Genomic DNA, 13745 nt, shown 5'->3' with positions numbered 1-13745 from the left:
AGGAACTCCCTATAATGAGCTTAAGCCAAAATCCGTTTGGCTTAAGCATCTTTAGAATGTTTAGGGAAAGTTATTCGTCACGGTCATGTGGATTGCTAATCAATGCTTTTAATTGATCAGACATCGGGAAATTCAAATTGATATTTTTTGGTGGAATTGGCGTTTGGAACCATTTTTTATACATGTCATTGATTTCACCAGAGCTATAGGTCGCTTTGATTGCATCATCAACCACTTGTTTAAAGCCAGTATCGCCTTTACGTAGCATACAACCATAAATTTCTTGAATCGGTGCTGTACCCACGATTTCCCATTTATTTGGATCTTTGGCTTTCGATTTTTCACCCGCCAGCAAAATATCATCCATCATAAATGCCGCTGCACGACCATTTTGTAGCATGAGGAAAGACTCAGCGTGGTCTTTGGCAGAAATGACTTCACCAATACCTAACTCTTTTTCATGTTGACGAATATAACGCTCAGATGTAGTTCCTGCCGTGGTGACTAATTTTTTACCTTTAAGGTCAGCGAAGTCTTTAATCCCAGAGTCTTTTGCAGTAAGTAAGCGTGAACCCACTTCAAAGAAACCTGTTGAGAAATCAACTTGTTGTTGGCGTTCTTTATTGTTGGTGGTTGAACCACACTCTAAGTCGACGGTGCCATTAGAAACTAATGGAATTCGGTTTTGGCTGGTCACTAAGTTATAACGGATTTTTAAATCGGGAAGATTTAATTGTTTTTTTACTGCTTCAACTACTTTTAATTGAAGATCATGCGCATAACCCACAGGTTGATTTGGATTATCTGCGATATATGAAAATGGAATCGATGAATCGCGATAGCCTAAAACAATCGTGCCGGATTTTTTGATCTTATCTAAAGTCCCTGAGTCAGAAACAGCAGCTTCACTTCCTGCAGCTTTATCCGTTGTAGGTGCTTTATTGTCACTACATGCGCTAAGCCCTAAAGTGAGCGCACTTGCACAGAACAAAGTTGCTAAATGTTTTTTTGACGTCATCGTTAAAACTCCTTTTACCCTGATTTAATATCCACTTTTTATGATCTTGTTACGTATTTAGTTTTATTGCTCTGTTTTTAAGAATGTTTCAACAATAAAAAAGAGATCATTTTCTACATCTTAGGTGATAAATCGAACAAGGCTCAAGCAAAATTTATTGCCGAATTGTTACTAAGAAATGGGATACGTTATGAACATTTTTTATAAGTAAATTTGTTGTAAGTTGTTGAATATCATTTAAATTAATTTGATTGTGAAATAAATCATTAAAATAAAAGGGCATAAAAAAACCTCCAGATGGAGGTTTTCGGGATTAAACTTTAGTTTAATCTCCGTGTTAATGCACAAACATATCCATAAATTCACGAATTTCTTGAATCGCTGTGTCTACGTCTGAAGTCAACCAAGTCGGTTCAAAAAAGCCAGCATAGTGCTCCAGTCGATCTTGGGGAACAACTAAGCGAATCGGGCATTCTTCTTCGAGCAAGCGCCAAGGAATAATAGGCACTTCATTATCTAAAAAAGCCGCAATATTTCGAATATCAATCACCATCGCATTGATGCATTCAGGGAATGGCATCACTGAAAACTCTTCAGTACGTCGGCGGAAATATTCCAAATCACCCCATTTCAACACATAACTTGGCTTACTAAATTCAATAATGCCAATAAGATGCTGATCACGAGTGTAATGAAGGGAACATTGATGAGTGACGTCAGTGTCAAGATCAAGCGTTACACCTTGTTGATGGTACGCCATAGATTTGATAACAGGTGAAAAATAAGGTGCATGATTATAGCTCATTTCATTCATCAAAAGCAGAGAATTCCATCTAGCTCAAAAAAGCATTTATTTTTGCAACACTTGATACTCTGAAAATGAATACGATTGAAATGGTACATTCATTTCATGCTCCGATATTTTTACCTTAGCGATTGATTTTAAATCTAAAAATCAGTCATCTATTTAAACAGCAAGACGGATGTAAATTGAACTGATCTTTCAAGTTACATGTTTTCACGGATTGTAATTGTTCTTCACACAACAAAGGATATTGTATTGTTAGTATAAAAGTGAACGACGAACAACAAAATAGCGAGGGGAATATGACACACGATTTTAATAAACCGCCCCATACCACCAGCGCAGAAGAAACAACACAAAAAAAACGTATCCCAGTGTATATGCTAATTTTAGTGGGTATCTTCTTAATCGCGTTATTGTTTTATATGTTTGCAGATATGAAACCGTCTGCTTCGGATGCACCACCTGATCATCCTGCACCGAATGCACAAACTGCAACTGCCAATGATACGACTAGCGGTACAGCGGGGGATGAAGCTGTTGCCAATGATTCAAATACTGCAACTGCGACAGATCATTGATGATAAATACATGAGTCAGATTTACATGATTGCAAGATCTGAACCTTAAGCATCTCATCAGAATGACACAAATAAAGCCTTGGTTATGCCAAGGCTTTTTTACATTCAATTGTGAGCTTTTGTTGGAGTTATGCATACTTTGGTTGATTAAAAAATACGCAAAAACTAAGGTGGAAAAGAAAGCTCAAGTTTAAAGCACCAATGCTGTGTGATATCGCGGCATACGTAAAAATGCACATAACAACAGATCATGTATAACAATGAGGGCGAACGTATGAATGATTATCTGGGTGGTCCGCGTGGCCGTTTTGATGCCATGTATTATTGGGAACAGTTTCACCCCATTTTAAGTGCAGTAGCAATTCTCCTGATTGGTTGGGTCATTGCTTTATTGATTGCTGCTGGCGTCAAAAAAGTTCTGCAACAATTAGGTACAAATCAAAAACTTTCAAATGCAACTGGGCACCGTTCCAATGTTGAAAATATAGTCTCCAGAGTAGTGTTCTGGATTATTTTGATCATTGCCGTCATTGGTGCGCTCAATGTGCTGAATTTGACCAGTGTCAGTGGCCCATTCAGTAATATGATTCAGCAGTTCTTGTTATTTATTCCACAGCTCTTGGCTGCGGTAGCCGTGGGTTTTATTGGTTGGATCGTGGCGAGTTTGGTCAAAGTCGGTTCAAAAAAACTGCTTGATAAAACCCAACTCGATGAAAAACTTAGTTCTGAGGTTGGCGTCAGCCCTATCAGTCAAAATATCAGTGAAATTGTATATTGGCTGATTTTGTTACTTTTCCTACCGATTGTTTTATCGATCTTGGGTTTGAACGGTCTATTGTTCCCAATCCAAAATATGGTCACTGAAGTTGTTTCTTATCTTCCCAATATCTTTATTGCCGGTGTCATCGTCTTTGTGGGTTATATTTTGGCGAAGATTGTACGAGGCATCGTGGAAGGCTTGGTGAACAGTTTAAGCCTGCAGCAGCAAGTCGAAAAAGTGGGCATGTTCAAAAACGCAAAACTTGCTCAAGTATTGGGTAATTTCGTCTTTGCTATAGTTATTATCACTGCTTTAATTGTGGCTTTCGAAGCACTTGGTATCGAGGCGATTTCTCAGCCTGCAACAGCCATGTTGCATGAGATCATGTATGCGATACCGAACATCATTGCCGCAGGTTTAATCTTAATCTTGGCTTATGTGGTATCACGTTTTGTGGCACGTCTAGTGGTAGATGTGATCTCGGGTACTGGTGTCGATGCTGTACCAGAAAAATTAGACATTCAACGCTTTTTGGGCAATACCAAAGTGTCGGATGTGGTCGGTTGCCTGATCGTATTTTTCACCATGCTGTTTGCGGTATCTGAAGCCGCTAACCGTTTAGGCTTTGAACAAATCAGTGCCTTGATTGCCATGTTTATCCAGTTCGGTGCAAGTATTTTACTTGGTGCCGTGATCTTGGTGGTGGGCTTCTGGCTTGCCAATATTGTGGCAAATGTGGTGCAACGTGGGGAATACAACAGTTCACGTTGGTTAGGTAATTTGGTTCGTGTGCTGATTATGGGCTTGGTTGTCGCCATGGGCTTACGTGCCATGGGTATTGCCGACTCGATCGTAAATTTGGCCTTTGGTTTAACCCTCGGCGCGGTCGCAGTTGCTTTCGCTTTGGCCTTTGGTTTGGGCGGTCGCAATCCAGCAGAACGATTGTTATCAGATCTAATTGATAAAGCAAAACGTGAAGCCAACGAACCGAATCCAGTTCAAGAACAGGCGAAGGCAAAAACCACTTTTAATACGCCAACATCGTCTGCAGCGAGTCCAACGCCATCAACATCTGTGATGACTTCTGAAGTGAAAATCGACGATGGCTATCCAAACATTCAACAGGCTGCACCCGGCGTCAGTGAAAAAGAAACGGCCACGCCAGATCAGTTGGATGTAAACCCAAGTGATCAACCACAAAATAATCCATTTGGATCGACAGGCGAGGCTGAAAAACAGGTCGATGCACCTTCGGCACCTGTAACCCCGCCAAAACCAAATGATCCAAATTAAACTATTCTGTCTTTTAAAAATCGGCCACGTTTATGTGGTCGATTTTAATGCTTTATAAGGAATATTGTATGGCAAAAACACCGAATAAATTTTTAGCCCCAGTGATTATTGCTGGGATCACAGTTGGTTTTTTGGCAAGCGCACGACGCTTTATTTTTGCAAAATCAAAACGCACTGATTTGGAGCAGACAGAACAATCACCGCCAAAAAAGTGAAAAAATTATACCAATCAGTCCAAAAATAATGATTGAAATTTACTCGAAAATTGGTATTTTAAGTAATAGTGATATATAGAATATTACTTAAAATATAAAAACTTAGGATTCATATTGCTGTCATGAATGACACTTATGATCCGTGCAAAGGAATGGCAAAATGGGGGTAATTTCAATGCTCAATACTTTAGTATCGACACTCAAACAAACCGCAAGCGTGCAACCACAACATATTTCAGTTGCCGTTGAAAAAATGGATATGACAATTCAACGAACTTCGTCGTCGTCAGTATCATTATTTAAAACCGACTATCTTGAATAAGTCAGATCGGGCAAGAAAAAGGGCTGAATGAATCAGCCCTTTTTTTATGCAGAGATCTTCTGCAGGTTATATTTAATTAATTCTATGTCGAGATCAGACGTATTCAGAAGCGGCATGCGCAGAAGCCCATGCCCATTGGAAGTTGTATCCACCTAAATGACCTGTTACATCAAGTACTTCGCCAATAAAGTACAAACCTTTCTGTTTTTTACTTTCCATGGTTTTTGATGAGACTTCAGTGGTATCGACACCACCCAGTGTAACTTCAGCAGTACGGTAACCTTCAGTGCCTGATGGCTTCACTTCAAAGCTTTCCAGACGGCTTGCAATGAGTTCTAGTTTTTCATCACTGATATTGCCAATGGCTAAATCAGCTTGTTCAGGCCAAATCAGATTTTGTAATTCCACAACCACGCTTTTCGGTAAGTGTTCATTGAACAGTGTGCGCAGTAACACTTTCGGTTGACTAGATTTCTTAGATTTGAGGAAATCTAAAACATCTAAAGTTGGCAGGAAATTGATATTAAAACGTTGACCGACATCCCAGTAGTTTGAAAGCTGCAATGAGCTTGGGCCACTTAAACCACGGTGAGTAAAGAGTAAAGCCTCAGTAAAACTATTTAACTCATTCGATAACGTGGCTTCAACAGCATTGCCGCTCAAGCGAGTGGTTACTTCTTTAAAACTATCTGAGAAAGTGAAGGGTACTAAGCCTGCGCGAGTGGGGTAGACGGAATGTCCGAATTGTTTGGCAATTTCATAGCCAATTCCTGAACCACCTAAAGTAGGAATAGAAAGACCGCCACTGGCAATAACCACCGATTCTGCTTCAAAATAGCCTAGATTGGTTGCCACTTGAAAGCCTTGTTCTGGTAAGGCATTGACTGCTTTTACTTCACAGTTGGTTTTAATATCTACCAAGCCTGTTTTGTCACACTCTGCCAATAGCATGGCGAGAATTTCTTTTGCACCATTTTGGGTAAATAACTGCCCATGTTTGCGCTCTTCGTACTCAATGCCATATTCGCAGACCATACCAATGAAGTCCCAGTTGGTATAGCGAGTTAATGCTGAAATAACAAAGTGTGGATTATGTGAAATATAATTTTCTGGTTCGACATACAAATTGGTGAAATTGCATTTACCACCACCAGACATTAGGATTTTTTTGCCAACTTTATTGGCTTTTTCAACTACCAAAACTTTGCGTCCACGCTGCGCCGCTTTAAATGCCGTCATTAAGCCTGATGCGCCAGCACCTAAAACAAGGACATCATATTGATTTTGCGACATGGTAAGTTTCCGCGTGGAAGAAAGGACGCAGGATTATACGCTTTTTAGCGCTTCGGTTGAACCTTTCAAGCGACCTTGTAGGCCACCAGTATGGATCACTAAAACACGTTGATGGCTTGTAATCTGACCCCGCTCAATCATGCTGAAAATACCTCGCAACATTTTAGCCGTATAAACCTGTTCTAATGGGATCGCATAGCGATGTTCAAAGTCTTGCATAAACTGTAAAAGTTCCGGCGTTGTTTTGGCATAGCCGCCACAGCAAAATTCATCACTGATGTTCCAATTGGTTTTCTGCGTCAACTGAGCAACATCGTCGCAAAGAAAATTACCTTTGAGCGCAGAAAAGCCAAGAACATGTTGGTGTTCAGCACTGGCTTCGATCAAGCCTGTTATGGTTCCACCTGTACCGACTGCACAGCAGATGAGATCAAAATTTTGTTGATTTTCATGGCTTAAGATTTCCATACAGCCACGGATTGCCAATGCATTGGTTCCACCTTCAGGAATGACATAATGTTCGGGAAATTCCTGTCGTAATTGCGCTAAAGCGTCAACTTGTTTCATTTCCCGATACTGTTGGCGTGTGACAAAATTGAGCTGCATACCAAACTGTTCGGCGGTGGCTAAAGTAGGATTTCGGGCTTGATGTTGTAATTCTTCCCCACGGATGATGCCTAGACTACCGAATCCAAATAAATGTGCGGCAAATGCGGTGGCTGCAATGTGATTTGAATAAGCACCACCAAAGCTAAGCACCTGTTTAAATCCTAATTTCTGCGCCTCAATAAAATTGTATTTAAGTTTATAAAATTTATTACCCGATATTTGCAGGTGTACCAAGTCCAAACGCTTAATACACAAATCAACCCCTTGATATTGAATAGTCTGCTCAGGAATGGCGTGGGCGATAGATTCAAACATGCTGGTAATCGTTATCTTGGTGGTTGGAGGTCAAATAGGTAGGCATTGTAAAACGGGAGGTGCAGAAGATGAAATCCTTTACATCTTGTATTGTTCAACTTTGCTTATAGTACTTCACTGCCAGCGTCCGCTAACTATCAACATCAACTAACTAGCAACATCTACGGAGGTGACGACAGACATACCGGGTCTTAAGTTTTCCAAACCTTGTTGATTGGGATCAATCGCAATTTTCACGGCAATGCGTTGCACGACTTTGGTGAAATTTCCTGTGGCATTGTCAGGTTTCAATACACTAAATTCAGAACCAGCCGCAGGGGAGATTTGCTCAACTTTGCCATAAAATTTTTGATGTTTCATGCCATCGACGCTGAACCACGCTTTTTGACCAATATGCATATCTGCAATTTGCGTTTCTTTAAAGTTGGCAGTCACCCAGCGCTGCTGTGGAATCAAATACATCAGTTGAGTGCCTGCTGCAACGTATTGACCAATCCGCGGGCTCACTTCACCTAGCTGACCATCCATAGGCGCTACAATCGTGCTGTAGTCTTTGGTGGTCACAGCCTGATCAAATTGTGCTTTGGCACTATTTACTTGTGCTTTAAGCCCCGTCGCTGCAACTTGTGCGGTTTTGAATGATTCTTTGGCAACCAGTAAATTGGCTTCTGCTTGATGAAGTTGGGCCAAACTATTTTTTGCATCTGCAGTGGCTTTGTCTTGTTCCGTTTTCGACGCAGCGCCAGTATTGCCGAGTTGTTGGTAGCGCGTCATTTGTGCAAGGGCTAATTCATAGGCCGCACGTGATTGGTCCACTTTCGCTTCGGCTGCCGTAATATCCGCTCTGCGTTGTTTAATGGCCTGGCTTTGATTGGCAAGCGAGTTCTGTGCTTGTTCCACCCCAGATTCAGCTTGTGTGACTTTTTGATCATAGGTCGTTGCATCGATATGCATAAGCACTTGACCTTTTTTCACATGATCAAAATCCGTCACCAAAACATCTTTCACATAACCATTAATTTGTGATGAAAGCACCGTGGTTTTGCCTTTGACATAGCTATTTTCAGTCGACTCGATACTGTTATGAAATGGACCAATCCGCCACGCCCATAAGATCAGTGCAATCCCCAACAAGAGGATAATCAACATGAAAATCAGGGTACGCTGCGGCGTAGAAATAAGCTTGCTCGATGGCGCAGGCATAGCGGTTGCTGTTTGTGGTTGCTGCGGTGCTGCTTGCTCAGTGGGTTTATGGTCTTCGGTCATGGTGTTCTCAATATCAATTAGGTCATTTGGCGGTTGCTTATGTTGTTTAAGTCGGGAAAATTTTAACTACTATCCGTGCGTTGCTGTTGGCGTAATTGATATTTATTTTTGCCCATCAGCAATAAACCCCAAAGCAACAATAAAACGGCGAATATGCCATTTAAAAAAATCACATCGTTATAGGCTCGAACTTGGGCTTCTCGTGTGATGGTTTGATTAAGGCTACGTATGGCTTGTTGTTGATCTAAATAGGGGTCTAAAGAATATTGATGCGCAATTTGAGCCAATAGTTGTAGGCGCTGTTCCACTATAGGTGAGGTTTGCGATAAATCATTATAAATCTGTGCCTGATAGGTTTGGGTACGCATTTGCTGGTAGGTCGAAAAGAACGATGAACCGACGAGTCCCCCAAAGGTTTGCGTTGCAGAAAACAGCACGATAAACGTCACCATGTGAGATGGGCCTTTTTGTAAAGCACTGACAATGCCTGTAAGCAAAAGTGGGCCAATAAACATGCCACTGGCAAAGCCCACCAAAAACTGACTCCAATAAAAATCATGTGGTCGTACATCACTGGTCAGATGGTAATCCAGTGCACAGGCAAAGAGCACGAGACCTGCTGCACCGAGCAGATGAAGCACAATTTTTTCTTTGGAAAAGGTCAGGGCACTAAACACTGTGCCTAAGACAATTCCGATCAGCACAACGGTATAAAAAGAAACGAATTGGTCGGGTCCAATGCCCATGGTTTTCAAAAAATTCACGGCCGCATAGCTTTGTTCTGACATGAGAAAGCGAATGGCAAAGGCACCGATAATAAAACTCACGGTAGACGATGTTCCGAGCCAGCGTGTGACAATCAGTGGATTGACCCGAAAATGTTCATAGGTCAGACCAACAACTAAAAGAATCAAAGCGGCGATGAGTAAATAGGCCAACCATTCAGCTTCAAACCACCAAAGAATCGGGCCTTGAGTCAACACGATACATAGCAAAGCAAAGCCGGGTGCCAATAATGCAAAGGTGAATAAATCTTGCTTTTCAAACACTTCTATACGTAGGCTTCGTGGCAGTTTTAGAGAGACCACCATCGCCAAACAACATAAGGCTAAACCTAATTCAAAGGTATAGAAAATAGACCAATCATTTACATCGACCAGATAGGGCGACATGATCCATGCCAGCGGTATCCCCAACTGCTGAAAGCCTAAAGCTAGATAAAGCCCACGACCAAAATGAGCACGTTTAAAGGCTTGCATGATGTAATACATCCCAAGCGAACTGAGTGGAGCTGCAAGTAAGCCGCTAATCACCCGTGCAAAAATTGCCATTTCATAGGTATGGACAAATAAATGCAGCAGCATCACCGCGATAAATAAGACCAAACCAATTTCTGAAAATAGCCTAAGTCCATATTGTTGACGGGCTTTAAATAAGATCAGGTTGGAGCTGACATTGGCCATAACAAATGCCGCAGGGATCCATGCCGCTTCTGAAGGCGTTAAGCCATATTCACCTTGTAGAAGGGGTAAATTTGCCGTAATGAATCCATTACTTAAGCTGCCCGAGATCGCAACAAATAAACCGATAAAGAAGTATAAAAAACGCTTATAGGTCGGATGTGCAATCGCAGCGGGAGAGCCGGGCAGGGTCGGTTTTTCTTCGGGTGTCCAATCCGGAGCAGGTTCCAATAAACGTGGAGATTTGGACATGACGTATTACCCGCAAATACCATGTAGTAAAAACTCCACGGCACGTTTGGCGAGTTTTTCCTGATCTGCTTCGGTATGGCCTTGCAAAGCTGCACGCAAAATAGAGGTGACCATGGCATAGTCCGCCGGTTTAAAGTCTGCTCGACAGCGACCATTTTGAATGGCCTGATCAATCATCGGTTGTAATATGGCATCACGTCGTTGGTATATTTCAACCATGGCAGGATCATCCCGATCGATCACACGCCAATATTCCATTAAAGCCGTGAGATAGGGAATATTATAAATATGGTCTTGAATGAGGCGAATAAATCCATCATCGAACTGTGCATAATTAAGCGCACGCTGTTCAAGTCGGTTCAAGGCAGCTTGCATTAAGGCGAGTACCAACTCACGACGGTCATTAAAATTACGATAAAACGTCGCACGTCCAACTTGAGCCTGATTGATGATGAGTTGTAAAGGCGCATTGATCCCGTGAATACGGAATACCTCAATCGCAGCTTCTAAAAGCACTTCTCGGTTTTGCGCAGCGAGTTGTTGACGTGTGGACATTATTCTTTGACATCATCATTCTAAATTTATCTAGCTATTAAACGGACAAAAGTGTCCGAAGTAAAATCGTATTCGATAGCAGTTTTGTAACTTGTCTTCTATGTGGTTATAAGAAAATGAATAAATTATTTATTTTAAAAAGAAAATATTTTTCTATCGGCATCAATCTGCATCCGCATTGGAAAGACCGCCGAGACATAATTCCTGACAATTGACCCTAAATCGGCAGATAAATAAGGTGAATATCTGCACAAAAATGCTATGCTGAATTTATAAGCAAGATAATTATAAAAATGGAGGGCATCCAATGAGCAAATTAAGTCCGGCTGTGCTGTCTATGCTGTGCCTGTGCGGTTTTTGGATGGTTGGCTGTGATACGACTGACGAATTGCATCGTCCTCAAAATGAACATCGCACTATGATCATTGGTGGTGTCCCTGTAAATGACCATGACTATAAATTACCCCGTGAGGATGTTGCACTCAATGAAGCCGCTGCGGATGACGACTAGCAGATAGATCCGTCAAAAATAGGGTGGACATACTGTCAGTACACGGTAGTGAGACGTGACATGTAAAGAGTCACAGATGCAGTGTGATACGTCAGATGTGTGAACATTTTGAAGTAGACGTCTTACTTCTGCAGTTTTGTTTGTTGAATTAAAGCCTTACAAACATTTAAAAAGGCTCTGTACTCGCCCAGTATGCCCGAACTGGAATGAACCGCGGTTCAAATGCTTAAATCAGGTCAATCTATCAGGTCAATTTGCCAATTTGATGCCTGAATTTCTAAGTTATTTTGTCTAAGTTGCTGACTAATGCTATCGGCCTGTTTTTGTAAATCTGCCACTGCAATGGTTTTAATCCAACGGATTTCACTCGAGCTATAACGACCATTTTCACGGCGTGAGCTGTCGATTGCTTGTTGCAAGATACGATGCTGTTGGGTCAATAAATCACGTTCATTGAGGACCGAAAGCATGCAGCGTCCTGAACTGGTTTTAGCCTGTGCGTTGGTGGCGTGAATCTTTTCAATTAAGCCATAAAGTTCTGTATTTACGGCAAATGCTTCTTGAATTAAAGCATTTGGTTCTTCGCTAGGTGCATCACCTTCTTGAATGAGCACGTTGTTATTGATTCTTTGTTGCAGCGAGGCCAATTTTGTTTGTAAGTCACTGCGTAAAAGTAGGGCTTCAGCTAATTTCATTGTCTTGATATTAATTTGTACTTTTAACGATCATGCGATGGATTAATGCGGTATTCAAGTTATTTATAGTGAAAAATTTGGTCAATTAAAATAAACACTGCAAATTATAGGGAGAAATTCAGAGATTCTATCTGTAAAATTGCCACGAATTTAAGTGAAAACGGTGTGACAGTGGAATCATTTTGGATATTAGGCTCGATTGCGGCAGCACTATTACTTGGTGCAATGAGCCCGGGGCCAACGTCAATTTATGTGGCGAAGAATTCCATTGCGATTTCACGTAAACACGGTTTATTTACCGCTCTTGGTACAGGTTTCGGCGCTGCAATATTTGGGCTATTAGCGGTATTGGGTTTGCAGGCATTTTTATTGGCTGTACCTTCTGCTTATTTGGCTTTAAAAATTTGTGGTGGTTTATATCTGCTTTGGATGGCATTTAAAATTATAAAACATGCCAAAGAACCCATCGAAGCAGGCAATTCGAGCAGTTCGCAAATGTCACTCCGTCGTGCATTTACCACTGGTTTAATTACTCAGTTGTCGAATCCTAAAATTGCAATTGTGTTAGCCAGTATTTTTACGGCACTTTTACCGAAAGACATTCCGACGTATTTCTACTTTGTATTGCCAGTTTTGTGTTTCTTTATCGATGCAGGGTGGTGCTCATTGGTCGCTGTAGCTTTATCGGCAGAAAAACCCCGCAAAGTTTATTTGAAGTTTAAAGCGGGTTTTGATCGGGCAGCTGGGGCAGTGATGACAGTGCTTGGATTAAAGCTGATTTTGGGGATGAAGTGATTTACAGTTAAGGTGTAAAGAAATATATTAAAATACAATAATTTATTTTTGAATTTTAATATGTCTAATTACATTTCAGAACCTAATAAGCACATTGAAGACTACTTAGACTATTATTTCGATGGAAATAAGAATTTTGAATATGCTGTATTGTTGAATGGAGCATGGGGTAGTGGCAAGACATGGTTTGTAAAACAATATTTAGAAAAGAAAAAAGATCAGGGAAAAAAGATTTGTTATGTGAGTTTAAATGGTATTACTAAGACTTATATGATTGATGAAGCTATTTTTAAAAGTATTCATCCAATTCTTGGGAGTAAAAGTGCAAAATTAGCAGGTCAAATTTTAAAAGGTACATTGAAAGCAACAATTAGAGTTGATTTAGACAACGATGGTAAATCAGATGGAAATATCTCAGGTAGCATTCCCAATATTGATTTACCAGATTATCTAAAAATTAATGATAACTTCGTATTAGTTTTTGATGATTTAGAACGTTGTGAGTTAAAAAAAGAGGATGAACCGTACCGGGTTTGTCGGAGACTTTTTTATTTAAGTTAGGCCACCTGACCTAACGGATTAATCTTATCATAGTACATTGCTTCAAACTCAAAAGGCGATACATAACCCAGTGCACTGTGTACACGCTTTTTGTTGAACCAATCTACCCAATTTAATGTCGCAAGTTGTACATCCGCTAAACCTTGCCAATCTGCTTTTAAATATTCAATCACTTCTGTTTTGTATAAGCCATTCACCGTTTCAGCCAAAGCATTATCGTATGAATCACCTGTCGTACCGACTGATGCTCGTAAATTTGCTGCTTCTAAACGATTGGTATAGCGAATAGAAAGATATTGAACACCTCTATCTGAATGATGAATCACATTCTTAGGCATACCTCGATCGTGCAATGCTTGCTCCAATGCATCGAGCACCATATCTGTATTCATCCGTGTAGATACTTTCCATCCAACAATTGCTCGTGAGAACACGTCAA

Annotated in this window: 15 protein-coding genes; 6 read left to right on the top strand and 9 right to left on the bottom strand. The window is 40.8% G+C overall.

From position 1 onward, the window contains the following. Positions 1–70 precede the first annotated feature (70 nt). Positions 71–1018 (bottom strand): transporter substrate-binding domain-containing protein, encoded by a 948-nt coding sequence (locus tag FTT94_RS03115; protein ID WP_180004747.1) that lies wholly within the window; start codon positions 1016–1018, stop codon positions 71–73. A 337-nt stretch (positions 1019–1355) separates the two neighbouring features. Further along, positions 1356–1778, bottom strand: a complete 423-nt coding sequence (locus tag FTT94_RS03110) for a hypothetical protein (protein ID WP_078191199.1) — start codon at positions 1776–1778, stop codon at positions 1356–1358. Between the two features lie 347 nt (positions 1779–2125). On the opposite strand from FTT94_RS03110, the gene FTT94_RS03105 reads away from it, so the two are divergent. From FTT94_RS03105 to FTT94_RS03095, 3 genes are all read left to right on the top strand, one after another. Further along, positions 2126–2404 (top strand): hypothetical protein, encoded by a 279-nt coding sequence (locus FTT94_RS03105; RefSeq protein WP_078191085.1) that lies wholly within the window; start codon positions 2126–2128, stop codon positions 2402–2404. A 274-nt stretch (positions 2405–2678) separates the two neighbouring features. Then, on the top strand, positions 2679–4457 hold the full coding sequence (locus FTT94_RS03100; RefSeq protein WP_180170239.1) for a mechanosensitive ion channel: 1779 nt from the start codon (positions 2679–2681) through the stop codon (positions 4455–4457). 68 nt (positions 4458–4525) lie between these two features. Then, the gene (locus tag FTT94_RS03095; RefSeq protein WP_180170218.1) at positions 4526–4672 is read left to right on the top strand and encodes a hypothetical protein; all 147 of its coding nucleotides are present in this window, start codon (positions 4526–4528) and stop codon (positions 4670–4672) included. A gap of 415 nt (positions 4673–5087) precedes the next feature. On the opposite strand, the gene FTT94_RS03090 is transcribed toward FTT94_RS03095, so the two are convergent. From FTT94_RS03090 to FTT94_RS03070, 5 genes are all read right to left on the bottom strand, one after another. Continuing rightward, positions 5088–6287, bottom strand: coding sequence for an NAD(P)/FAD-dependent oxidoreductase (locus FTT94_RS03090; protein ID WP_180170217.1), 1200 nt, complete (start codon positions 6285–6287; stop codon positions 5088–5090). A 33-nt stretch (positions 6288–6320) separates the two neighbouring features. Continuing rightward, a complete protein-coding gene (locus FTT94_RS03085; protein ID WP_180170216.1) occupies positions 6321–7211 on the bottom strand; it encodes a 1-aminocyclopropane-1-carboxylate deaminase/D-cysteine desulfhydrase in 891 nt (296 codons plus the stop codon). Between the two features lie 147 nt (positions 7212–7358). Then, complete coding sequence (locus tag FTT94_RS03080) at positions 7359–8477, bottom strand: HlyD family secretion protein (protein ID WP_180170215.1); 1119 nt, start codon at positions 8475–8477, stop codon at positions 7359–7361. Positions 8478–8539: 62 nt separating this feature from the next. Next, the gene (locus tag FTT94_RS03075) at positions 8540–10189 is read right to left on the bottom strand and encodes an MFS transporter (RefSeq protein ID WP_180170214.1); all 1650 of its coding nucleotides are present in this window, start codon (positions 10187–10189) and stop codon (positions 8540–8542) included. A 6-nt stretch (positions 10190–10195) separates the two neighbouring features. Continuing rightward, positions 10196–10744, bottom strand: a complete 549-nt coding sequence (locus tag FTT94_RS03070; protein ID WP_180007512.1) for a TetR/AcrR family transcriptional regulator — start codon at positions 10742–10744, stop codon at positions 10196–10198. A 307-nt stretch (positions 10745–11051) separates the two neighbouring features. Here FTT94_RS03070 and FTT94_RS03065 point away from each other — a divergent pair, with 307 nt between their 5' ends. Next, on the top strand, positions 11052–11255 hold the full coding sequence (locus FTT94_RS03065) for an NF038215 family lipoprotein (protein ID WP_168378580.1): 204 nt from the start codon (positions 11052–11054) through the stop codon (positions 11253–11255). Between the two features lie 236 nt (positions 11256–11491). Here FTT94_RS03065 and FTT94_RS03060 read toward each other — a convergent pair whose 3' ends face one another. Further along, a complete protein-coding gene (locus tag FTT94_RS03060; protein ID WP_168378581.1) occupies positions 11492–11950 on the bottom strand; it encodes a DIP1984 family protein in 459 nt (152 codons plus the stop codon). Between the two features lie 171 nt (positions 11951–12121). Here FTT94_RS03060 and FTT94_RS03055 point away from each other — a divergent pair, with 171 nt between their 5' ends. Further along, on the top strand, positions 12122–12745 hold the full coding sequence (locus tag FTT94_RS03055; RefSeq protein ID WP_168378582.1) for a LysE family translocator: 624 nt from the start codon (positions 12122–12124) through the stop codon (positions 12743–12745). Between the two features lie 60 nt (positions 12746–12805). Continuing rightward, complete coding sequence (locus FTT94_RS03050) at positions 12806–13306, top strand: P-loop NTPase fold protein (RefSeq protein WP_180170213.1); 501 nt, start codon at positions 12806–12808, stop codon at positions 13304–13306. Here FTT94_RS03050 and FTT94_RS03045 read toward each other — a convergent pair. Further along, positions 13303–13745 (bottom strand): DDE-type integrase/transposase/recombinase (locus FTT94_RS03045; protein WP_032023737.1); only part of this gene is annotated, 443 nt, incomplete at its 5' end. The two genes, FTT94_RS03050 and FTT94_RS03045, sit on opposite strands and share 4 nt — an antisense overlap.

This window comes from Acinetobacter sp. YH12027, from assembly GCF_013420085.1.
Taxonomy (GTDB): Bacteria; Pseudomonadota; Gammaproteobacteria; order Pseudomonadales; family Moraxellaceae; genus Acinetobacter; species Acinetobacter amyesii.
Note: the sequence above shows the minus strand (reverse complement) of the source record. Positions and strands in the feature narration are given on the sequence as shown.